Annotated in this window: 18 protein-coding genes; 10 read left to right on the top strand and 8 right to left on the bottom strand. The window is 42.1% G+C overall.

Annotated features, from left to right (window positions below; all coding sequences use genetic code 11):
• Positions 1–390: 390 nt before the first annotated feature.
• The 5 genes from rpmI (at position 391) to AK823_RS12580 (ending at position 5,488) form a co-directional block, all read left to right on the top strand.
• Entirely contained in the window at positions 391–588 is a 198-nt protein-coding gene (rpmI, locus tag AK823_RS12600; protein WP_011281253.1) for a 50S ribosomal protein L35, read from the top strand.
• A 120-nt stretch (positions 589–708) separates the two neighbouring features.
• Entirely contained in the window at positions 709–1,065 is a 357-nt protein-coding gene (gene rplT / locus AK823_RS12595) for a 50S ribosomal protein L20 (protein WP_011281252.1), read from the top strand.
• A 354-nt stretch (positions 1,066–1,419) separates the two neighbouring features.
• The gene (gene pheS / locus AK823_RS12590; RefSeq protein ID WP_068330343.1) at positions 1,420–2,475 is read left to right on the top strand and encodes a phenylalanine--tRNA ligase subunit alpha; all 1,056 of its coding nucleotides are present in this window, start codon (positions 1,420–1,422) and stop codon (positions 2,473–2,475) included.
• 104 nt (positions 2,476–2,579) lie between these two features.
• On the top strand, positions 2,580–4,985 hold the full coding sequence (pheT, locus tag AK823_RS12585; RefSeq protein WP_068329644.1) for a phenylalanine--tRNA ligase subunit beta: 2,406 nt from the start codon (positions 2,580–2,582) through the stop codon (positions 4,983–4,985).
• Between the two features lie 203 nt (positions 4,986–5,188).
• Positions 5,189–5,488: an integration host factor subunit alpha gene (locus AK823_RS12580; protein ID WP_068038276.1), complete on the top strand. Its 300-nt coding sequence runs from the start codon at positions 5,189–5,191 to the stop codon at positions 5,486–5,488.
• A gap of 226 nt (positions 5,489–5,714) precedes the next feature.
• Here the strand turns inward: AK823_RS12580 and AK823_RS12575 are convergent, their stop codons facing one another.
• Positions 5,715–6,071 (bottom strand): hypothetical protein, encoded by a 357-nt coding sequence (locus tag AK823_RS12575; RefSeq protein WP_068329642.1) that lies wholly within the window; start codon positions 6,069–6,071, stop codon positions 5,715–5,717.
• Positions 6,072–6,653: 582 nt separating this feature from the next.
• On the opposite strand from AK823_RS12575, the gene AK823_RS12570 reads away from it, so the two are divergent.
• On the top strand, positions 6,654–7,541 hold the full coding sequence (locus AK823_RS12570) for a neutral zinc metallopeptidase (RefSeq protein WP_068038269.1): 888 nt from the start codon (positions 6,654–6,656) through the stop codon (positions 7,539–7,541).
• A 135-nt stretch (positions 7,542–7,676) separates the two neighbouring features.
• Here AK823_RS12570 and AK823_RS12565 read toward each other — a convergent pair whose 3' ends face one another.
• The 3 genes from AK823_RS12565 to trxA form a co-directional block, all read right to left on the bottom strand.
• Positions 7,677–7,916, bottom strand: a complete 240-nt coding sequence (locus AK823_RS12565) for a hypothetical protein (protein WP_068038266.1) — start codon at positions 7,914–7,916, stop codon at positions 7,677–7,679.
• 342 nt (positions 7,917–8,258) lie between these two features.
• Positions 8,259–9,527: a transcription termination factor Rho gene (rho, locus tag AK823_RS12560; protein ID WP_068038263.1), complete on the bottom strand. Its 1,269-nt coding sequence runs from the start codon at positions 9,525–9,527 to the stop codon at positions 8,259–8,261.
• Between the two features lie 515 nt (positions 9,528–10,042).
• Entirely contained in the window at positions 10,043–10,369 is a 327-nt protein-coding gene (trxA, locus tag AK823_RS12555) for a thioredoxin (RefSeq protein ID WP_068038261.1), read from the bottom strand.
• A gap of 367 nt (positions 10,370–10,736) precedes the next feature.
• Between trxA and AK823_RS12550 the strand changes: the two genes are divergently transcribed.
• The gene (locus AK823_RS12550) at positions 10,737–11,450 is read left to right on the top strand and encodes an RluA family pseudouridine synthase (protein ID WP_068329641.1); all 714 of its coding nucleotides are present in this window, start codon (positions 10,737–10,739) and stop codon (positions 11,448–11,450) included.
• 164 nt (positions 11,451–11,614) lie between these two features.
• Positions 11,615–13,237 (top strand): NAD(P)/FAD-dependent oxidoreductase, encoded by a 1,623-nt coding sequence (locus tag AK823_RS12545; RefSeq protein WP_068329639.1) that lies wholly within the window; start codon positions 11,615–11,617, stop codon positions 13,235–13,237.
• Between the two features lie 7 nt (positions 13,238–13,244).
• Here the strand turns inward: AK823_RS12545 and AK823_RS12540 are convergent, their stop codons facing one another.
• On the bottom strand, positions 13,245–14,186 hold the full coding sequence (locus AK823_RS12540) for a D-2-hydroxyacid dehydrogenase (protein ID WP_068329637.1): 942 nt from the start codon (positions 14,184–14,186) through the stop codon (positions 13,245–13,247).
• Between the two features lie 556 nt (positions 14,187–14,742).
• Between AK823_RS12540 and rapA the strand changes: the two genes are divergently transcribed.
• Together rapA and AK823_RS12530 are read left to right on the top strand one after the other, a co-directional pair.
• The gene (gene rapA, locus AK823_RS12535) at positions 14,743–17,634 is read left to right on the top strand and encodes an RNA polymerase-associated protein RapA (protein ID WP_068329635.1); all 2,892 of its coding nucleotides are present in this window, start codon (positions 14,743–14,745) and stop codon (positions 17,632–17,634) included.
• Positions 17,635–18,054: 420 nt separating this feature from the next.
• Complete coding sequence (locus AK823_RS12530; RefSeq protein ID WP_068038243.1) at positions 18,055–18,957, top strand: acyl-CoA thioesterase II; 903 nt, start codon at positions 18,055–18,057, stop codon at positions 18,955–18,957.
• Between the two features lie 30 nt (positions 18,958–18,987).
• On the opposite strand, the gene mutY is transcribed toward AK823_RS12530, so the two are convergent.
• From mutY to AK823_RS12515, 3 genes are all read right to left on the bottom strand, one after another.
• Positions 18,988–20,235, bottom strand: a complete 1,248-nt coding sequence (gene mutY / locus AK823_RS12525; RefSeq protein ID WP_068329633.1) for an A/G-specific adenine glycosylase — start codon at positions 20,233–20,235, stop codon at positions 18,988–18,990.
• Positions 20,236–20,457: 222 nt separating this feature from the next.
• The gene (ylqF, locus tag AK823_RS12520; RefSeq protein WP_068329631.1) at positions 20,458–21,411 is read right to left on the bottom strand and encodes a ribosome biogenesis GTPase YlqF; all 954 of its coding nucleotides are present in this window, start codon (positions 21,409–21,411) and stop codon (positions 20,458–20,460) included.
• A gap of 311 nt (positions 21,412–21,722) precedes the next feature.
• Positions 21,723–22,460, bottom strand: coding sequence for a dienelactone hydrolase family protein (locus tag AK823_RS12515; protein WP_068038234.1), 738 nt, complete (start codon positions 22,458–22,460; stop codon positions 21,723–21,725).
• Positions 22,461–22,589: the final 129 nt, after the last annotated feature.

Genomic DNA, 22,589 nt, shown 5'->3' with positions numbered 1-22,589 from the left:
CCATTGTTATCAATAAAACATAGCTTAGTCTGACATTCAATCAATTTAGGAATAAGCGGTAGTATTACTTCACTGACTGTTTTTATTTTTATATAAAGTATCTACTATTATCAATATCATAGCTTTTAATAGCGATTTTTAAAAAAATAACAAGTAAGCTGTCATATAAAGTGAGTAATGGTAGGGGCTAGTCAATCTATCCAAGATATATTTTTATAAAAGCCTAAATAGTCTCATCTAAAACTTTACTTGGCAAAATCCTCGTGCTTCTGCTAAAATAGCGCCTCCCACCTCGAGGCAGATAGAGGTTTAGTGGTTGTTTTTAACGCTACTAATCAGTATTAACTATTTGACGACCAGGTTCTAACACAGAAAAAGAGGCACATCATCATGAAAGTTAAGATGAAAACCAGAAGCGGTGCAGCTAAACGCTTCAAAAAAACAGCGAATGGCTTTAAGCGTAAGCAAGCATTCAAAAGCCATATTTTGACCAAGAAATCAGCTAAGCGTATTCGCCAGTTGCGCGGTCTTAAGATGGTGGACAAGTCTGACGAAGCAGCAGTTCGTCGTATGTGCCCATACATCTAATAGCCTATTGTCATCTATATTTTGTTTAAAATATTTGACGTTGCAATCTGATAGCGATGTCTATCATTCAATGACATCGTGATTCGTTTAACAGTGATTAAAGAAATCTTGGAGTAATTTATGGCCCGTGTAAAACGTGGTGTACAGGCAAATCGCCGTCACAAAAAAATCTTAAAGCGCGCAAAAGGCTACTACGGTGCCCGTTCACGTGTTTACCGCGTAGCGGTACAAGCAGTGACCAAAGCTGGTCAATATGCTTATCGTGACCGTCGCAACAAAAAACGTACTTTCCGTCGTCTTTGGATTGCACGTATCAATGCTGGTGCACGCTTAAACGGCTTGAGCTATAGCCGCTTTATCAATGGTATGAAAAAAGCTAACATCGCAATCGATCGTCGTGTACTTGCTGACATCGCTATGCATGATGCAGCGACTTTCACAGCATTGGTCGAAAAAGCTAAAGCGGAATTGGCCTAAATATTGACCGTCCTTTAGGTATTCAACTTATTTAAGTGAGTATGTAAAAGGATAGGAATAATATTGATTAATAGTACAATATTAATAAAAGCTACCGCTAGTCGGTGGCTTTTTTTATATTAAATTATTTTACGGTTTATTTTGATAATGTTTGAGCTAACTATCTGTTTTTTAAAACTTCATTTCTAACCGTCTAAATATTCAAGCCATTAATATAACTAGCTTTTATTTTCTGTTATTTGAAAGTATTTAAATAAAAGCAACTGGGTAAATGGTTTGCAATATTTGGTCGAACCCCTACAATTACCAATCACTATAATTAATAGTCCGTTTAAATCAGGAATAATGCGTCTTATGACTACCCCTGCTGCCACTGCCGATTTGTCGGCGCTACCGACTTTGTCCTTGGAGCTCAACGAGCTCAACGAATCTCAACTAAATGAATTTGCCAGTTCCGCTGAAGCTTTAATCTTGCAAGTAACCGATGCGCGTGCGCTACAAGACTTACGTATACAACTGACTGGTAAAAAAAGCCCTTTAACTGGCTGGTCAAAGCAGATGGGTAAGCTCAGTAGCGATGACAAAAAAACGTATGGTGGCTGGTTGCATCAAGTACGTAGTCGCATTCAGCAAGCACTGACTGACCAGCAGCAACAGTTAGAAACGGCGGCATTAAATGCCAAGCTTGAAGCCGAAAATATTGATATTACTTTGCCTGCGCGCGGTGGTCAGAAAGGTCATTTGCATCCGGTAACGATGATTACCCAGCGTATGCAGCAATATTTTGTGCAAGCAGGTTTTAATGTCGCCACTGGTCCTGAAGTTGAGAGCGATTACTATAACTTTGAAGCACTAAATATTCCGTCGCATCATCCTGCTCGTGCGATGCACGATACATTCTATTTTGACGCACATTATTTATTGCGTACACATACTAGTCCAGTGCAAATTCGCACGATGGAAAAGAATGAACCGCCGATTCGTATTATCTGCCCAGGTCGGGTGTATCGCAATGACTCTGATCAAACCCATTCGCCGATGTTCCATCAGTTAGAAGGGCTCATGGTTACCGAGTCGAGTACCTTCGCAGAGTTAAAAGGCTTGATTAGTGAGTTCTTAGAAGCGTTCTTTGCCAAAGAGCTGACCGTCCGTTTCCGCCCTTCATTTTTCCCATTCACCGAGCCTTCTGCCGAAGTAGATATCCTAGATGACAATGGCAAATGGCTTGAGGTTATGGGCTGCGGTATGGTACATCCACAAGTGCTGACCAACTGCGGTATTGATGCCGAAAAATACACTGGCTTTGCTTTTGGTATGGGTATTGAGCGCTTTGCGATGCTGTATTACGGTATTGATGACTTGCGTTTATTTTTCCAAAATGACGTACGTTTCTTAAAGCAGTTTGGCTAAAGTGCTCTCTGTTTATATAAAAAGTGCTCCTTGTTAATATGACAGGTTAATAGTCCAACCTTTAATTCAAAATCTTTATTATAAAATTCTGATCCGAGATATTTATGAAAATTAGCGAACAGTGGCTACGTCAATGGGTAAACCCCAACAATACCAGTGAGCAATTGGCCGAACAATTAACCATGGCGGGGCTAGAGATTGACGATCGCTTTACAGTTGCTCGTGCCTTTAGTGGTGTGGTGATCGGTGAAGTAATAAGCGTTGAGCAGCATCCAGATGCTGATAAATTACGTGTCACGCAGGTGAATATTGGTGCAGCTGAACCGTTACAAATCGTTTGCGGTGCACCCAATGTGACTGTCGGTATGAAAGCGCCAGTTGCTACCGTTGGTGCAGTGTTGCCAAGCGATGATGCAAAAGGTTTTAAAATAAAAAATGGCAACCTACGTGGTGTCGACTCTAACGGTATGCTTTGCGGTGCGTCTGAAATTGATTTGGTTGACGATATTGATGGTCTGCTTGAGCTGCCAGCTGATGCGCCAATTGGCACAGATATCCGCGAATACTTAGGCTTAGATAACCAGATACTAGATATCTCAATCACCCCAAACCGTGGTGATTGCTTTAGTGTACGTGGTATTGCGCGCGAGATATCGGTCATTAACGATTTGCCGATGCAGCAGCCAGAGATTACTAACAACGTAGCAGTTACTGAGAACGGTGCAACTCCTGCGGTAACAGTGAGCGCAGTTGAGGCTTGCCCACGCTATTTACTACAGTCAATCAGTAATATTGATCGTAGCATCAACACTCCAAAATGGATGCAAGATGCGCTAGTCCAGTCAGGACTACGTTCACACAACTTTTTGGTTGACGTAACCAATTACGTATTGATGGAATTAGGTCAACCGCTACATGCTTTTGATGCCGATACCATTGTTGGGGATATTGTTGTACGTTTGGCACAGCCTGCCGAGACGATTACCCTACTGGGTGAGCAAACCATTACCTTAACGGGTGATGAATTGGTCATTGCTGATGATGAAGGTGCACTTGCACTTGCCGGTATTATGGGCGGTCAGCGTAGCAGTGTCACCGATAGTACAACTAACATTGTTTTAGAAAGTGCCTTCTTTAGCCCATTGGCGATTGCTGCGCGCGCACGCCGTTTTGGCTTGCATACTGATGCCTCACAACGTTTTGAGCGCGGGGTAGACTTTGAGTTACCAGAGCTAGCTTTGGCACGTGCTTGTGATTTAGTGACTAGTATTACTGGTGGTCAAGCTGGGCAAATAGTAAAAGCGGAAAGTAGCGATTATCTACCATCGCGTGCGCCAATCACCTTGCCAATCGCTAAAGTCCGTGATGTCATCGGTATTGAGATTGAGCCAGCGGTAATGGTGCGTATTTTGACCCAGCTAGGGTTCGAAGTAGCGCAGCAAGTGGATAGCCTTATTTGTACGCCGCCATCTTATCGCTTTGATATGAGTATTAAAGAAGACTTAATTGAAGAAATTGCGCGTATTTACGGCTATGACAATATTCCAAGCGTCTTGCCACACTTGCAAGTCAGCATGGATTATGATGATACGGCGGACTTGACTCACGAGATGAAGCTGGCATTGGTCGATAACGGCTATATGGAAGCGATTAGCTTTAGCTTTAGTGATGCAAAAATAGAAGCTTTGCTCGATGATGAAGCGCTAGGAGAAGTGTTGGCACTGGCCAATCCTATCTCTAGTGACTTGGCGGTGATGCGCCGTACTTTGCTATCAAGCTTATTGCCTTGTGTGCAATATAACTTAAATCGTCAGCAGCCACGCGTACGTTTCTTTGAGACTGGCCTTAGCTTTGTTGGTCACAGTATTAGTGATTTGGTACAGACACCAAGTATTGCTTTGGTAGCAGTCGGCAATATTTTGAATGAGCAAGCTTATCAGAATCGTGCGCTAGATTTTTATGATCTTAAGTATGATATTGAGCAATTAATACCTGCGCAGATTGATAGTGCGCGTATCCGCTATGAGCGTAGTAGTTTGAGCTTTTTGCATCCTGGACAAAGCGCAAAATTATATATCGATGATCAGTATGTCGGCTGGCTGGGACAATTGCATCCTAATACGGCTAAGCAATTAGATCTACCTGCTACTTGGGTCGCTCAATTATCACTGGCACCGTTGCTGACGCTTGCTCGCGAACAGAACGCAATTACCACTCCAAGTAAGTTCCCACAAGTACGCCGCGATATTGCAATCTTGGTGAATAGTGATATCAGCTTACAGACATTAGAGTCAACGATACGCAATACAGCAGGTGCTCTACTGACTGACTTATGGTTATTTGATGTCTATCAAGGCGATAATGTACCGACTGGTCAGCGTTCGCTAGCTTTTGCACTGATATGGCAGGACAACACGCAAACCTTATCTGACGAAGTGATAAAAACTGCAACTGACAAAGTGATTCAGACATTGATTGCGCAGCATGGCGCCCAGCTACGCGATAGTTAACTATATTTAGCTAAGTGGTTATTAATAAAGAGTTTTATTTCAAGATTTGTTAAAAATTGAGTAAAAATACTTTATAATGCCTAAACTTGATTCAAAAGTACGGTTATTTAATGGCCGTAATCAATAAATCGCTTATTCTTATATAGCAGTCATACCGCTAAACCATGATACCCGATATCTCGACATAGCATAGGAGTCGTACTGTGAGCACCTTAACCAAATCTGACATGATTGAGCATTTGATGAGTCATCTTAACCTAACAAGGCAAGAGGGTCGTTGCTTGGTCGAGAATTTTTTTGATGAACTGTCAGAGAGTTTGATTGATGGCAAAGAGGTCAAGCTTTCAGGCTTTGGCAATTTCGAGCTTAAAGATAAAAATAGTCGTCCAGGTCGTAATCCTAAGACAGGGGAGCCTGTTGCTGTTTCAGCGCGCCGTGTAGTCACGTTTAAAACTGGGCAAAAATTCCGTCAGAAGGTTGATGAACGTCTATTTGATCAGTAATGCTTGCTTTTTTATTTATAAGACAAATCCTAATATTCATTAGATTTGATGTTCCAATATTTTTTATAAATTTAAAATGAAAGATTGGTGGCTTGCTAGATTGAATAATGATTATTAAATCTAGCAAGCCACTGTTAAAACTTATAAATAATACGCATAAAAAAAGAGAGCATAGGCTCTCTTTTTTTTGAACTACAGTATATTTCTATTGCATAAGCAAAGAAAATTACTGAGCTGGTTCTTCAACAACTACAACTTCGTCAGCTGCATTAGCTGCTTCAGTATCGCTAGCTACGTCTACGCTAGTAGTAGTACCGTCTACAGGAACTTCAGCGTCCATTTCGTCAGTAGCAGTTGCAGCTTGTGCATCAGCGATGTCAGCTTCAGCGTCAACAACAGCAGCTTCAGCATCAGCAACAACTTCGCCTTCAGCATCAGCTTCGTTTAGCTCTTCAGAAGCGTCTTGTACTTCTTCTTGTGCATCAGATAAATCTTCAGCAGCGTTTTCTGTATTGCTATCACAAGCAGTTAAGCCCATAGAAGCAGTCATGATACCAGCAAGTGCAAGTAATTTAAGATTCATAGTGTATTCTCCGGAAAAATGAAATGAGCAGTAGCCACGGCAAAGGGTTGAGCATCCGAATTATTTCGAAAGTCAACTAATCCTAGTTACAGCTACTCAGCTTTCACGCATTCTATATGTTTTCTTTTCAAATGAAAAGAGCTTGTACAATTAAGTAACAATAAAATAGTGAATAGGCTTTATTGATATCGCTTTGATATAAGTTTTAATACAACTTACGGAGATGTTTTCCGTATAATCAATTGGAACATAGAGCGACAGATAAGTAATAGACGGCTTTTGTAACTAAGGTTTGAGAACCGTAAAAGGCTACAATGATAAAGTAAAATATAAATAGTTAGCACGATATATATCTATAAGTTGATAAAAGATTCTTTTAATATATAGACAAATATTAAAAGAATACAATGGCTAGTTATCAATAACGAGAAACGTTTTCAATTAGAATTTAAATCATTAATAAGAATCATAACTATATTGGTTATTAAAAAAATTAAGTTTGCTATCAATGTATTGCTTCAACTTACTAAGTTTAATAATTGAGATTGAAAAATACGCACTATCAATTTAGGGGGATATATTATGAAATGGCAAGGTAGACGAGGCAGTTCTAACGTACGCACGAGTAGCGGCGGTGGGAAAATGATTGGTGGTGGTATCGGGGGTATTATCATCGCTGGTATTTTATGGTTAGTATTTGGGGTAAACCCAATGACAGCATTGCAGACTGGTCAGGTAGTAGCAGGTGGCGGAAATAACAGCTCCACTGAGCCAGCTACAGGTGACGACCGTGATACTCAGTTTGTTAAAGTAGTGTTAGCCGATACTGAGGCAGTGTGGCATCAAGTGTTTAATGAAGGTGGACAAACTTATCAGGAGCCGTCATTAATCTTATTTAATGGACAAGTTAGTTCGGCCTGCGGTAGTGCTACTGCTGCGACAGGGCCTTTTTATTGCCCAGGTGACCAGACCGTCTATTTAGACACTTCATTTTTTGCGGAAATGCGTCAAAATCTTGGCATTTCTGGTGATCAGCAGGGTTCAGGTGATATCGAAAATAAAGGCAGAGCTGGCGACTTTGCTCAAGCCTATGTCATTTCTCATGAAGTTGGACATCACGTACAGACATTGTTAGGTATCACCCAGCAGGTCAATGAAGCGAGCCGTCAGGTGACTCGTGCACAGGCTAATAAGTTATCTGTGCTACAAGAGCTACAAGCTGATTGTTTTGCAGGTGTATGGGCACAGCGCAACCAACAACGAGTGCAGTTCTTAGAGCCAGGTGATATAGACGAAGCGATTAATGCTGCAAGCCAGATCGGTGATGATCGTCTTGCTCAAGCAAGTGGCCGTGCTGTAACGCCAGATAGTTTTACCCATGGCACCAGTCAACAGCGCGTACAATGGTTTACACGTGGATTAGAAAGTGGCAACGTACAATCATGTGATACATTCAGTGGGGCACTATAATCAGCATTGCTAGAACAATCTGATTGTCATAGATAAAGACAATCAAATAAAAAGCCTGCAATTAATATTGCAGGCTTTTTGAATTTTTAACGTACCTAAAAACTATCTAAGTAATATCAGATAATTATTTAGTTATTATCTACTATTGTTAAGAATGTATGCACCAGCGCCACCAACTGCCGCACCGCCGATTGCACCACGAGCGATATCTTTGCTATCGCCACCGCTTCTGATAAGAGCACCAGCAGCAGCGCCAGCAGCAGCACCTTTAGCTGTGTTACTCAAACCACTATTATATCCATTAGTTGCACAGCCACCCATAATAAGAGCAGAGCTAGTAAGGGCTGTCATTGCAATAGTTTTAGCAAATTTCATATTATCACCTGTTAAATAATCAAAATTAAAATAAATACAATATGTTTTATAAAGCATATTTATACTACGGTCAATACTATACTGTTAAACGTTAGACGGTCGTAGTAGAAACGCTAAACTTTGCAAGTACCATGTAATTTATGTTGCCTCACTGTGTCATTGGTAGTGCTTTCACTTAGTATTCTTGTATTTATATAATTAATAAGCTAACTGGTTTTGGTTTTGCTCTAAAGAAACTAAAAGAGACTGCTTATCCGCAGTCTCTTTTATTAAAATTAACAATAACGATGATCCTCAAAAATATTCAAATAACAGATATTTTATTAGTATATTCAGCTGAATTTAGTTTTGAGATTTACGTTTCATTTGTTCAAAAAACTCATCATTGGTTTTAGCTTCTTTTAAACGATCTAATAAAAACTCGGTCGCTTGAACGCCATCCATCGGTTGTAATAGCTTACGTAATATCCAAACTTTACGCAGCTTATCTTCATCAAGCAGACGTTCTTCACGGCGTGTGCCAGATTTTTTGATATTAATCGCTGGGAAGACACGTTTTTCGGCTAAATCACGTTCCAGAGTAATCTCTTGGTTACCAGTACCTTTAAATTCTTCAAAGATAACACTATCCATTTTACTACCAGTATCAATAAGGGCACTGGCAATAATAGTTAGGCTGCCACCTTCCTCAACGTTACGTGCAGCACCAAAGAAGCGTTTCGGACGCTCAAGGGCGTTGGCATCAAGACCACCAGTCAATACTTTACCTGATGAAGGGATAACCGTGTTATAAGCGCGAGCGAGACGAGTGATAGAATCCAGTAGGATAACAACGTCTTGCTTATGCTCGACTAGACGCTTGGCTTTTTCGATAACCATTTCAGCAACTTGTACATGACGTTGAGGCGGCTCATCGAATGTCGAGGCGACTACTTCACCGCGTACGGTACGCACCATCTCCGTCACTTCTTCTGGACGCTCATCAATAAGTAGAACGATTAGGTAGCATTCTGGATTATTGCGGGTAATCGATTGCGCGATGGTCTGTAGCAGCATCGTCTTACCAGCTTTTGGCGGTGCAACAATGATAGAACGCTGACCTTTACCAATAGGAGCAATCAGATCGATGATACGTCCGGTTAAGTCCTCGGTAGTACCGTTACCCAGCTCAAGCTTAAGTTGCTCAGTTGGAAATAGCGGAGTCAAGTTTTCAAAGATGAGTTTATGGCGCGAACGATCTGGGGTATCAAAGTTGATCTCGCCAACTTTCAATAGCGCAAAATAACGCTCAGAGTCTTTCGGTGGACGAATGGTGCCAGCGATACTATCGCCTGTCTTTAGGCTAAAACGTCTTATTTGGCTTGGGCTGACATAAATATCATCAGGGCCTGCTAAATAAGAGCCTTCAGATGAGCGCAAAAAGCCAAAACCATCCGGTAGGACTTCAAGTACACCATCACCGTAAATAGCTTCACCATTACGAGCATGAGTTTTTAGGATGGCAAAAATAATGTCTTGTTTACGGCTACGTGCCATATTATCAAGACCCATTTCTTTAGCGATAGCCAAAAGCTCAGTGATTGATTTTTTCTTTAATTCAGTTAAATTCATAGATAGGTCATTAACGATTTATCGGGTGAGAACTGCCATTAGCAGCACAACCCACGACATTGATTAAAACAACGATAGTGTAGCGATAGGATGTGTGCACAGAGTTGAGATTTATATAGCATTGATTTTTATGTGTCAGATTATCATCAGCTGCGCAAAATTGTGTCAGGATGACAAATGTGAATACAAAGAGGGCTATATAAGAGTCTAGGATATAGAAGCCTGCAATGAGAGCTCAATATCAATAATTATGTTTGTTAATTTTGTTCAGTAATACAACTGTGTTTTGTGTTGATAAACACGAGGAGAACAGCGACAAGACGCTTAGGAAAAATATTATGTTTCTCTTGTCAGCAGACTATACGGTTTTAAAGTTAGACTTGTCAATTATTTTTGTTAAAAAATTTGCATTATTCGCTTTTTTGCTGATAAAGACACAAAAAAGCCATCATCTTGTACAGATAATGGCCAGTTTTGGTTATTTATTTACATGATGCCTATCAGCAATTGGCAACTTATAAGTGCTTATCAAGTACTTTAGCTAGCTCAGATTTTGGCTGTAGACCCATTACTGAATCCACTTTTTCACCGTCTTTAAAGACAAATAAAGTTGGGATATTGCGGATACCAAAGCGACTTGCTGCTTGTGGGTTATTATCGACATCGACTTTAACAATTTTTACTTTACCTTGATAGTCGTTAGCCAAGTCTTCTAGGATAGGGGCAATTGACTTACAAGGACCGCACCATGTTGCCCAAAAGTCTACTAGCACAGGCACATCGGATTGCAATACGTCTTGATCAAAATTTGCATCGGTAGTGTTAACAATAAGGTCTGACATAATTATTCTCTCTTGTTGTATCATCTTTTTTACCAATAGCAGATGAAAGTAATTTGATAGATTAAGCTTAAGTACTTATTTATTACCTAAGTTTATCCGATTACTCATCTACTTATGATTTAAGAATGGTTGAGTGGAGGTGAAAATGTGCCATTATATTAGCATGTTTGCCAAGTCTTAACAGATAGAGGGCAGTTAAAATGCTTAACAACTAGTATTAGTACAATAAATCGAAACACAAATTAACAGATGCTACATTATCTGTAGCAGATTACTCATACAATTTTATCTTCATAAAGACATATTTAACAATTCAATTATGTTTTTTTAACCCATTTAAACCAACTTATATAAGCAGCCATTTTTTATGCCTTTTACTGATGACGCCATAAACGCTCTGAATCTACAAGAATCTCAGTATCCGCTAGAGTTTTTTCAAACATTTGCGCAACAAGTTACTGTTTATGAAGATAATGACATTTGGGTAGTAGATAAACCTGCAGGGCTATTAAGTGTCGATGGTAAAACGTTAAAGGTAAGTATGCTGGCTCGACTTGAGCGTGCTAACCCCAATGTGAAGCTTATTCATCGATTGGATATGGATACCTCAGGGCTGCTTATATTCGCAAAAAATGCGGCTGCCCAAACCAATATCAGTAAGCAGTTCATTGATAGATTGCCACAAAAAACCTACCAAGCCCGCGTTTTTGGCATATGGGAAGACGTTGGTGCAACTGGCAGAATATCGGTGCCAGTGCGTTATGAGCCTACCACTAAACCGCGTCATATCGTTGATCATGACTGGAGCAAAAACGCCTTGACTCTATACGAGGTGCTCGCTCATGAACAATGCAACGGTCAAGCGGTAACACGTGTAGCGCTAAAACCGGTGACAGGGCGTAGTCATCAACTGCGCGTCCATATGGTACATGCTGGCCATGTCATTATCGGTGATTCTATTTATGCAGAAGGCCTAGCGTTAGAAATAGCGCCGCGTTTGAACTTACATGCTCAGCAGTTACGCCTAAAACATCCTGTGCTTGGTGCTTGGATGGACTGGGAAAGTTCAGTACCGTTTTAAATTTGCAGCACTCTCGGAAAATAAAAAGCTAAGTTGAAGGTCTCAGTGGAACATTTAAGGTTTTAATCAAGCGAAGTAAGAACGCTAACTAGATGGCTAAAACGGCTTAAGTGTTTGTAGTGATGCGAGTCGATGGTAAGAAGATATTGGAGTAGGACAAGATTATGGTCAGTATTAATTCTATAAAAAATATGACAAAAGGTCGCCTAGCACGCTCAAAACCTCAATCGAACACACTAGCAGATTATGAGGTGTTAATAATTGGTGCGGGGATATCTGGGATTGGTATGGCGTGTCGTTTGCAGCAAAGTCATCACAAGCTATTTAATCGTAAGTCCACAGTCAAAAAAATGAGTAAACGTCGCAAAAACCAAAATAAAGTTACTGAGCCGTTTATCATACTGGAAAAGCGCGCAGACTTAGGTGGTACATGGGATTTGTTTACTTATCCTGGCATCCGTTCAGACTCTGATGCCTTGACCTTTGGCTATAGTTTTCGACCTTGGTTAGATCACAAAATGCTAGCTAAGGGCGACGATATCAAAAGCTATATAGCAGATACGGCGCGTGAGTTTGGGGTTGAAGAACAGATTCGTTATCAGCATGATGTGCAGCAGATATCTTGGTCAAGTATCGCCAAGCAATGGACAGTGATGGTCAAAAATAATGCCAGTGGCGAGGTGTATACGATCACAGCAAACTTTATCATCGGTGCGACTGGCTATTATGATTATGATGCAGGATATAGACCGCATTTCGAAGGTGAGGAGCAATTCCAAGGTGATATCGTGCATCCACAGCACTGGCATGATGTGGACTATAACGATAAAAATATCGTGGTCATTGGTAGTGGTGCGACGGCGATGACTTTAGTGCCAGCACTAGTCGATCCTGATGGTCAACAGTGCGCTCGCCATGTAACCATGTTGCAGCGCTCGCCAACGTATGTAGCAAGTGTGCCTGGTGATGATTACGCTCTTGATTGGCTATCGGGTAAGTTTTCACCCTTATCAAAGCCTCAGGCTTATACCTTACTGCGTACGCGTAACGTTCTGATGCAACAAGGCCTGTATCAATTGGCTACCCATGCGCCTAAAGTCTTGAAAGCAGTATTAAAACATGGCGTCAAAAAAGAGCTTAAAGGCAGTGGTGTCGATGTCGCCCACTTTATGCCTACTTATAATCCGTGGGATGAGCGCCTGTGTGCGGTACCCGATAGCGATTTATTTACCGCATTGCATAGCACGCGGGCAACGGTCATTACCGATCAGATTAGTCATTTTACAAAGACAGGGATTGCACTAAAATCAGGCCATCATATAGAAGCAGATATGATCGTGACGGCAACGGGGCTTAAACTCCAAATGCTTGGCGGGGCAGCGTTATATGTCGATGGACAGCCCATTGATGTAGGTGCGCGCATGACTTATAAAGCGGTGATGCTTGAGGGTGTGCCTAATATGGCGATAATGTTTGGTTATACTAATGCTTCGTGGACATTAAAGATTGATCTGGCTTGTCAGTATGTGGTTAGGATACTCAAGCACATGAAAAAGCACCGTTATAGCGTAGTTTTTCCGCAGGCTATAACGGAGCAAGAGCAGGTACAGATACAACCAGATACGGTACTTGGTGCGCTATCAGCAGGTTACGTGCACCGCGCACAAGATGAGCTACCCAAGCAAGGCGATCGTTATCCATGGCAAGTGACGAACAACTATTTGAGTGACCGCATTATGCTCAAATATCGTAAAGTTGAAGATGATTGGCTACGTTTTACACGCTAAAACTCTATTAATTATTAGTGATAAAGTCTGCGACTTGTTCGCTTAGCATTTGCCATAGAGTCTCTTGCGCGCTTTTGCTACCCCATGCGTTATGCGGGCTAAATATAACGCGCGGATGGTCGCTAATACTTAATAACGGGTCATCTGTGGTGATAGGTTCTTGCTCAAAGACATCACTGCCATAGCCAAGGATTTGTTCATTATGTATAGCGTCAGCGAGTGCTTGACTGTCGACGATACCGCCGCGCGCGACGTTAACGAGTAGCGGCTGCTTGGTCATTTTTGCCAAGGTATCTTTGTTGATTAAATGCTGGGTATGCTCGTTCAATGGGCAATGTAGACTAATGACATCAGCATTAGCGAGTACCTCATCGAATGCCGTATAGTCATCATTGCGCAGTGTACGTCCTTGATGTTCTGCCCACAATACGGTCATGCCAAAAGCGCGCGCTATTTCGGTTACCCGTTTACCGATAGTACCTACACCAATGATACCTAGTATCTTATCTTCTAAATCGACGAGCGGGACATCAAGCAGACAAAAATTACCATTGTCTCGCCACGTACCATCTGCTACTTTTTGATGATAATGAATGCCAGCACGCATTGCATTGAGCATCAGCATAAAGGTATGTTCAGGAACGCTCTTGACCGCGTAACCTGCGACATTATATAAAGTAACATTGTGCTCTTCACAAGCCTCTTGATCGACGTTGTTCATACCGGTGGCAGTCAGCTGAATGAGCTTAAGTTTAGGTAACTTGGCAATCACGTCAGCAGTAATCTGAACTTTATTGGTGAAGATAATCTCAGCATCTTGGCAACGCTCAATAATGAGGTCGGAATCTTCAGGTGTATCATCGTAAGTAATATAGTCAGTGACGCCTGCTGGTGCTGGCAAGTTTACGCCATCGGAAAATGTTCCTTTATCTAAAAAAACTGCTCGCATAATTGTTCCTTATTTATAAGATTTCTTATCTTGTTTTTATTAAAATGTGTGGAGTGGGGTAGTCGGTTATAATTTTTCTAGTGAGAGAGTATAATTAACTTCTGCTGTCTAGCAGAATATTTGCTACTTAGGATAGTACCTGCTCAATGTAGCATGCTTTGCGCAAAAATTAAAAATACGATAGGAAGTAAGATAATAGCCTTAAATATATTAGCTTTGATAATTTTTAGACGTATTTATAGATATAGGTATCTCACTATTGTCATTACTATAAGTTTCATAAAACGCGAACCACTCTATTATCTATATTCCTCATCAATATGCTCTTGAAAAAGCAACTTATTGCACGCATCTAGCCGGTAACGTTATATAATGGTGCGCCTTACTGGTTTGGCCAGATAAAAGCTTAACCAGATAATATACATATGCATCTTCTAAACTATGATGCCTGCTTAATATAGTGACAACTTTACTATGCTAATGTGTTTCTTCACGTTTAGCGTAGTCGCTGTTACTGCCCATTTTCTTATCATCTGAGTACAAAAGACATCGCCTTATGACTATCTCTGCCGCTTCATTGCACAGTACCGAATTCGCCGTTGGTCAACGCCATTTATCTGATACTGAGTCCGAGCTTGGCTTGGGCGTGGTTATCGATGTCGATGACCGCTGTGTACATATTTTATTTCCGCAAAGCGAAGAGACCCGCGTCTATGCAAAAAGCTCGGCGCCATTATCACGTGTTGTATTCAAAGTCGGTGATAATATTTGCGATCAAGAAGGTCGTAACTATGTCGTGACTGCTGTTGACGAGGTAATGGGTGTCCTGAAATACGGTGTCGATGAACATGCCAAAGGCATTATGGAAACCCGCCTTGCCGCAAATATCACGTTGGCAAAACCACTTGAGCGTCTATTGGCGGGCCGTATTGAACGCGGTGATTGGTACGATTTGCGCCAAGATATCCTACGTATGCAATCAGCACTAGCGGGTCATCCCCTTAAAGGTTTGATGGGTGCACGTGTCGATATTATCGAGCATCAGCTTTATATTGCGCATGAAGTTGGCAAACGTATCGCGCCGCGTGTATTGCTTGCCGATGAAGTCGGTCTTGGTAAGACCATCGAAGCAGGTTTGATTATTCATCAGCAGCTTTTAACTGGTAAGGCTGAGCGCGTTTTAATATTAGTCCCTGATAGTTTGCAGTATCAATGGATGATCGAGTTACGTCGACGCTTTAATCTTAACTTTGCGCTGTTTGATTTAGTCCGTACCGCTGCGATTAAAGAACATGATCCTGAGCAAAATGTATTTGCCACTGAGCAATGTATTATCGCTGGTATGGATCTATTGCTTGACCATCCTGACTTGTATGACCAAGCGATGGAAGCAGGTTTTGATTTGCTAGTAGTCGATGAAGCGCATCATCTACATTGGGATGAAGCGGCAGGCGGTAATGAAAAGTATGACTTAATCGCGGATTTCGCTGAAGAGACGCCTGGTGTCATGTTGCTAACAGCTACTCCTGAACAACTGGGTGTCCAAAGTCACTTTGCGCGTTTGCGTTTGCTTGACTCTGATCGCTTTGATGATTTGGATGAATTCATTGCAGGTCAAGAAGCCTTTGCGGAAACTGCCGCTGTGGCTGGTGTATTGATAGAAGATAAGCCGTTAAATGATGGACAAATCGCTGCCTTGACAAGTCTGTTGGATTTAAGCGCAGATGAACTCGCAACGATTAATGAAGATGAAAAGTTACGTACTTATGCACTGAATGAGCTGTTAGATCGTCATGGTACAGGGCGTGTGTTATTCCGTAATACTCGTGAGAGTGTCAAAGGGTTTTATGGTCGTAGCAGTCAGCCGTATCCATTACCGCTACCTGAGGCATGGCAAGATAGCTACCAGACGACAGGTAAGCTACGTGAGCAGCTATGGGGTGAAGAAAATCAACCTGATGGCAGCTGGCTAGAAGATGACCCACGTGTACCGTGGTTGATTGATATCTTAAAAGGTGAGTTGAAACACCAAAAAGTATTGTTGATTGCTCGTAGTGGCGCGACAGTTGAGAGCTTGGAGGCGGTACTACGTCTGCATGCTGGCATTAAGACTGCCATCTTTACCGAACAGATGACGTTGCTTGAACGTGACCAAGCGGCCGCATTCTTTGCTGATAGTGAAGGCGCACAGATACTATTATGTTCAGAAATTGGCTCTGAAGGACGCAACTTCCAGTTTGCAAGTCAGCTGATACTATGGGATTTACCTGCCAATCCAGATACCTTAGAGCAGCGTATCGGTCGCCTAGATCGCATCGGGCAAACGCAGCAAATAACTTTACACGTGCCTTATGTACAAGGGACGGCTCAAGAGCGTCTATATCATTGGTATAACAGCGCGCTAAATATGTTCAATCAGATATCTCCGACCGCTCAAAGCGTGCAAGAGCAATATATTCAAATGCTCAAACCGTTGCTCGAAGGCGCAGATACTGCTGAGAATCGCGATACCTTAAAAGCTCTCATCGCAGAAGCGCTACAAATGCGTTTGGCTCTAGAAGCACAGCTGCAAGCAGGGCGTGATCGTTTGCTCGAATACAACTCGTGCCGTCCACGCGTGGCGGGACGTATCGCTGATGCGATGCGTGACTTTGATGGTCATAATGTATTACCGCAATTTATTGAGCGCTTTCTGGCATCAGCCAATGTTGATTACAGCGTCCAGCGTGATGGTTCTTGGGTACTTGCACCGCTCGATAGTACTGAGATTAGCGAGTATATTGAAGGCTTGCCGCTGGGTGACGAAGAAGAAGGTATGACGTTGACCTTCGAGCGCGAACTGGCGCTCCAACGTGAAGATATCGAGTTTATTTCTCATGAGCATCCACTGATGCGCGCGATTTACGAGCTTGCTAGTACGAGTACCTTTGGTAATACGACGGTGGCAATGCTTAAGAGCAATGCTATTCCTCAAGGTATGATTATGCTTGAGGTGCATTTTAGAGTTGAAGCGATTGCGCCAAAACTGCTAAACCTGCCAGCGACCTTACCGACTCAGAACATTCGCGTCTTCATCAGTGAGCAAGGTAGTGATTTATCCGAGCGTATTAGTAGCGAGATGATCATGCCGCATATCGACCGCTTGGATAAAACCCGTGCGCGTCAAGTAGTTAAGGTGCGTGGCGATGTGATTGAGAGCCGTTATTATGAGGCTGAAGAGATTGCACGCGCGCAGCTAGCCGATATCGGAGAGCAAGCAAGTGCACGCTTTAGCCAGCAGTGGTCACGTGAGATTAAACGCCTTAAGCATTTGCAAACCATCAATCCTAATGTGCGCCTCGAAGAAATTGAGCGCCTAGAGCAGTTGCAAGCACAAGGCGAACAAGCGCTAGCGAACTTATCGTTGGTGCCAGATTCTATCCGTGTATTAGTTGCTGTAAAGCCGTAACTACTATAAATGGTATAAGAAAAGAGGTGCTCAATAGCGCCTCTTTTTTGCATAATCATTTATTTAATCATTTATATTTAGAATAATGTCTGGTAATTCGATACACTTGCGTAATAAAAGTCTAACCTAGGCAGTCAGGCTAATGCTAGGTAGCAAGCTTTTAGCAACTGGTCAAAGCTTGCAATATTGGTTAAGATGTTTCCTCTGTTACATTATTGCTCATTATGGCAAGACCAATGCATTATTAAATAGTAATTTACTGCAAGCTCTATTATTTACCATTATTACTCATACTATTATTACGTATCAAAATTTAATGATAAATGTCATTTCTAAGTACTGTTTTAGGCTATTTTAAGCCGTATCGTAGTAACTTCGCTTGCCGATGAATGTCGCTGAAAAATAAGGAAACTTACTGCCATGTCTGATTATTCACAATTGATTGATGAGTTGCTCGCTACGGTAGCGCTTATCGAGGTCAGTCCTGATGTATTTGAAGGCAAAAGCCATGATTACGTTGGTGCACGTATATTTGGCGGGCAAGTACTGGCTCAAGCCATAATGGCTGCTGCCCAAACACTTGATACGGATAAGCCTTGCCATTCGTTACATGGGTATTTTTTGCGTGGCGGTGATATCAATCAGCCAGTGATTTACAAAGTAAGACGTTTGCGTGATGGTCGTAGCTTGTCAGCACGTGAAGTAACAGCGATTCAATATAAGCAAGCACGTGGTAAGCCACCTGTTGAACAAGTAATATTTTCGATGATTGCTTCATTTGCACCGATGGAAGACGGTTTGGAGTATCAAGAAAATATGCCCGTTTATCCACCACCTGAAGATCTACAGACTGAGCAAGATTTAAAAGAAGGCTATGTTGGCAAAGTGCCAGATGCGCTTAAAGCTCGTTTTATGCGTCGTCGTCATGTGGAGATTAAGCCTGTCAAGCCACGCGATCCTATACATCCAGAGCCAACGAAACCTAAGCAAGCCAACTGGTTACGTATTCGTGAATTGGGCACGCAGCCAGTTGCTATACAGCAAGCGCTCTTGGCGTTTTCCTCTGATTTTTATTTGGTGGGAACAGGGCTCATGTCTCATGGCGTCAGCTTTATGACTAGCGGTCTACAAGCGGCTAGCATTGATCATTCAATGCACTTCCACCGCAGTTTTGATATAAATGATTGGCTGTTATATGACATGTGGAGTGATACGACATCCAATGCTATGGGGCTCAATCATGGTCAGTTTTGGCAAGATGGCAAGCTGGTCGCCACCGTACAGCAAGAAGGGCTCATGCGCTTGCGAGTGCCTAAGTCTTAAAAAGTCTTAAACTTAGCTCTACGCTAAATTCTAACCTTCTATAATTTTTCCCATTGCGCGCGGTAAACCTAAGCTGTCCTCAGCTTGCTGCGCAGTTAGCCATTTAAATTCTATTTCTGCAGCGCTTAGTTTGCCATTTAACTCGACTATTTTTGTAGCATCGATTGCTAGCTGACGCGGTGTCAAATACCAATGAAAGTGAGTCAGTGAATGCTTAATCGGTGCGTCATCCAATAAAGAGTTACTGATTGATTTTGTTACTAATTCGTTCTTTGCTAGCCATTCATGGATAATTTGCTCAGCGGTAGTAAATTCCGCTTCATATATTTTCTCATTGCTACGTACGTCACTTGGCACAGCCAATAGCTTATCGTCGTTCGCAACTTGTTTTTTATCAGTCATTTTGCCACTAGCTTTGCCATCAACTTTCTCTACAAATTGTAGCGGCAAACTCCATAATCCACCCCAAATGCCGTTATCAGGGCGCTGTAACCACAGTATGCCACCGTCTACACTTTGAATAAGTAGGGCATTGCTAAACTTGCTTGGTTTGGGTTGTTTTTTTGCTTTGACTGGATAATCGGTTTCGCGACCTTGCGCATGTGCCAAGCAATCATCCTGTAGTGGACACAATAGGCAAGCAGGCTTGCTACGCGTACATAAGGTTGCGCCCATATCCATCATGGCTTGCGCAAATAGCCCTGAACTCTCTCTAGGGGTTAAACGCTCTGCCAATGCCCATAGCTCTTTAGTGGTGGCAGACTTAGTAATGTCACCGTCAATCGCCGCCCAGCGCGTCAGCACTCGTTTAACGTTACCATCACAGATGACGCCATAACGATGCAGTCCCATCGCCATAATCGCGCCAGCGGTAGAAGGCCCAACACCAGATATCGCTTCCCAACCTGCTAAGGTTTGCGGAAAGTCGCCCGTCTCATCAATTATCTCGACCAACTGCTTTGCGCCTTTATGCAAATTCCGTGCGCGAGCATAATAGCCTAAACCCGCCCAATGCTCCGCCACTGTATCCCACTCTGCTTCCGCTAAATCTTGCACTGTCGGAAAGGTGTCCATAAAACGCGCGAAGTAGGGCAGTACAGTCGTTACTTGCGTCTGTTGTAGCATGACTTCCGATAACCAAACGACATAAGGATTGGGAGTATCAGTTTGGTGCTGCTGCCAAGGTAAATCGTGGCGACCGTTCGTTTCGAACCAGTCAAGTAGGCGTGGGGCGAAGGAGTCGAGAGAATTAGATGACTGAGAAAAATGAGTAGGCAAGAGTATTCCTTGTAAATCAAAAAATGAATATAGAATTTATGATTAAGGTGATTTATGGGGTGTGGTAAGGGTTGATGCAAGAGAATAGGTTATGATAAAAATAGCTCGAAAATATCATTTAAGAAATATTTCCAATAATAAAAAGTAAGTATTACTTTAAAATGAGCCAAGTTTGGCTCATTTCTTTATAAAATACTGATGAGTTCTAAGTGAACACCAGCTCTACTTCCGATTCTTGCGCGCACGTTTTTTACGTAAACGCTTTTCCTCTAACTTAGCCTCTTTTTTGGCTTCCGCTTGTGCGCGTATCTCTTCTACCAATAATAGCTCCGCTTCCCGCATTTTTGGCGTCTCTAACGTAATGCGTCCCAGTGTGCCACTGCGTAGCTCATTCACTAAAATCTCAGACATACGGTAAGTATCAACGATGCCGCCTCTTTTTAGCAATCCTCGGTTACGTCCAGCAACTTCGAAAAACTCCCAATCAGTCTTTGGTAAATCTTCAACTTTATAACGTTCTTTAAGCAGCTCAGGATATGCCCCAATTAAATATTCAGCGGTGTACCCAGCCACATCAGCAAAATCAAAAGCTGTGTCTTTAATGCCACCCGTGGCAGCCAAGCGATAGCCTGAATTTGGGTTTTCAATTTTTGGCCATAGCATGCCAGGCGTATCATAGAGCATGATGTCATCATCGATTTTGATCAGCTGCTGTGACTTAGTAACGGCAGGTTCATCGCCAGTTTTGGCAATACTACGTCCAGCTAGACTGTTAATCAAAGTCGATTTACCAACGTTTGGTATGCCCATGATAAGCACCTTAATTTGCCTACCAGTGCCTACTTTGTTAGGCATTAACTGCTTACATATCTGTACGATGCGTTTCACTTCGCTGGACTTGTTATCGTCACAGGCTATGGCTTTTACTTGATCCTGACTTTCTAAATACTCAATCCACGCTTGCGTTTGATTGGAGTCGGCAAGGTCTGCTTTATTGAGGATTTTGATGACAGGTTTTTGTCCACGTAGCGCTGCTACCATAGGGTTTTCACTACTGTATGGAATGCGAGCATCAATGACTTCGATGACCACATCCATCTCTGGCATAATTTCTTTAATCTCGTTACGGGCTTTATTCATATGTCCAGGGAACCACTGGATACTAGCATTACTCATTGATATAACAACCTTCTTTAAATGGAGTGCCAAAAGTAAGACAATAGGTTTTTACTTTTGTGATGAGGTTAAGTTTACTACACAATGAGAAGTTGAATGCACCTAAAGTAGATTGCTCGTTTTATTTTAATTTGCTCAAGCGTCTTACTATAGGAATTTTGAATTGAAAAAAGCCGAAGTCAGATATAGTTTTATACTATCGATAATAATTTTTCGCACAAAAAAGCAGAGTATGACCAGCATACTCTGCTAAATTTTTACTCAAGTTCTTGTTAAGCTAGAAGGCTTTGTTAATTTAAACTGTTAAAGCATTAACCTAAATTAGCTTTCATAAACTCTAGCATATTTTCCCAGCTTTGCTTGGCAGCGGCTTCATTGTAGCCAAGATCTACATCATTCTTGGCTGCGCGCTCATCTGCATGCGGGTTGGTAAAGCCATGCTTGGCGTTATCGTATACATCAACAGTATAATCAACATCAGCAGCATCTAGCTCAGATTTCAGACCTTCGATAGCGTCCATTGATACCATTGAATCATCGCGACCGTGGGCGACCAATACTTTAGCCTTGAATTTGTCGTCCGCTGGCTGTTTTGCTGATGGGTTGCCATGGAAGGTTGCAACTGCTTTTAATGGCATGCCTTCGCGTGCCATATCGAGGACAACTTTACCACCGAAGCAATAGCCAATCGCGCCTAAATTATCGCCATTGACTGCCATTTGGTCGCTAAAGTCGTTAAGAATCAAGCGGCAACGCGCCATCAGCATGTCTTGATCTTCGAGCACTTGCTCCATCCACATATTAGCCTGAGCTGCATCAGAGGTCAGTTTACCTTCGCCGTAGACATCCATTGCCACGGCAGCATAACCTGCTTTAGCCAGATTTTCAGTGATTGTTTTAGGATGATCGACCACGCCCCACCATTCAGGTGCGACTAGAATGCCAGCGACAGGATTTTCATCTGAGGCGTCTTCTGGCAGCGCAACATAGCTAATTAGTTCAATGCCATTTTCAGTGGTACTTATCAATTCAAAGGTCTTAATTGACATATTGTTGTCCTTTTTTATATTGTGAGTTTTATTTAGTTGTATAGTTAATCTTAGATAAAAAAAGTACAATTATTATAGTGTGCTACACGGATAATTTTTCCTTGCTTGCTGTGCCTACGCAGACAGAGG

Source organism: Psychrobacter sp. P2G3 (assembly GCF_001593285.1).
In the GTDB taxonomy this organism is placed as follows: Bacteria; Pseudomonadota; Gammaproteobacteria; order Pseudomonadales; family Moraxellaceae; genus Psychrobacter.
This window is presented reverse-complemented; position numbering and strand designations above follow the sequence as displayed.

Excerpts from the sequence above, each read along its gene's own strand:
- rpmI (WP_011281253.1), top strand. The coding sequence starts at position 391 with ATGAAAGTTAAGATGAAAACCAGAAGCGGTGCAGCTAAACGCTTCAAA.
- rplT (WP_011281252.1), top strand. The coding sequence starts at position 709 with ATGGCCCGTGTAAAACGTGGTGTACAGGCAAATCGCCGTCACAAAAAA.
- pheS (WP_068330343.1), top strand. The coding sequence starts at position 1,420 with ATGACTACCCCTGCTGCCACTGCCGATTTGTCGGCGCTACCGACTTTG.
- pheT (WP_068329644.1), top strand. The coding sequence starts at position 2,580 with ATGAAAATTAGCGAACAGTGGCTACGTCAATGGGTAAACCCCAACAAT.
- AK823_RS12575 (WP_068329642.1), bottom strand. The coding sequence starts at position 6,071 with ATGAATCTTAAATTACTTGCACTTGCTGGTATCATGACTGCTTCTATG.
- AK823_RS12570 (WP_068038269.1), top strand. The coding sequence starts at position 6,654 with ATGAAATGGCAAGGTAGACGAGGCAGTTCTAACGTACGCACGAGTAGC.
- AK823_RS12565 (WP_068038266.1), bottom strand. The coding sequence starts at position 7,916 with ATGAAATTTGCTAAAACTATTGCAATGACAGCCCTTACTAGCTCTGCT.
- rho (WP_068038263.1), bottom strand. The coding sequence starts at position 9,527 with ATGAATTTAACTGAATTAAAGAAAAAATCAATCACTGAGCTTTTGGCT.
- trxA (WP_068038261.1), bottom strand. The coding sequence starts at position 10,369 with ATGTCAGACCTTATTGTTAACACTACCGATGCAAATTTTGATCAAGAC.
- AK823_RS12550 (WP_068329641.1), top strand. The coding sequence starts at position 10,737 with ATGCCTTTTACTGATGACGCCATAAACGCTCTGAATCTACAAGAATCT.
- AK823_RS12545 (WP_068329639.1), top strand. The coding sequence starts at position 11,615 with ATGGTCAGTATTAATTCTATAAAAAATATGACAAAAGGTCGCCTAGCA.
- AK823_RS12540 (WP_068329637.1), bottom strand. The coding sequence starts at position 14,186 with ATGCGAGCAGTTTTTTTAGATAAAGGAACATTTTCCGATGGCGTAAAC.
- rapA (WP_068329635.1), top strand. The coding sequence starts at position 14,743 with ATGACTATCTCTGCCGCTTCATTGCACAGTACCGAATTCGCCGTTGGT.
- AK823_RS12530 (WP_068038243.1), top strand. The coding sequence starts at position 18,055 with ATGTCTGATTATTCACAATTGATTGATGAGTTGCTCGCTACGGTAGCG.
- ylqF (WP_068329631.1), bottom strand. The coding sequence starts at position 21,411 with ATGAGTAATGCTAGTATCCAGTGGTTCCCTGGACATATGAATAAAGCC.
- AK823_RS12515 (WP_068038234.1), bottom strand. The coding sequence starts at position 22,460 with ATGTCAATTAAGACCTTTGAATTGATAAGTACCACTGAAAATGGCATT.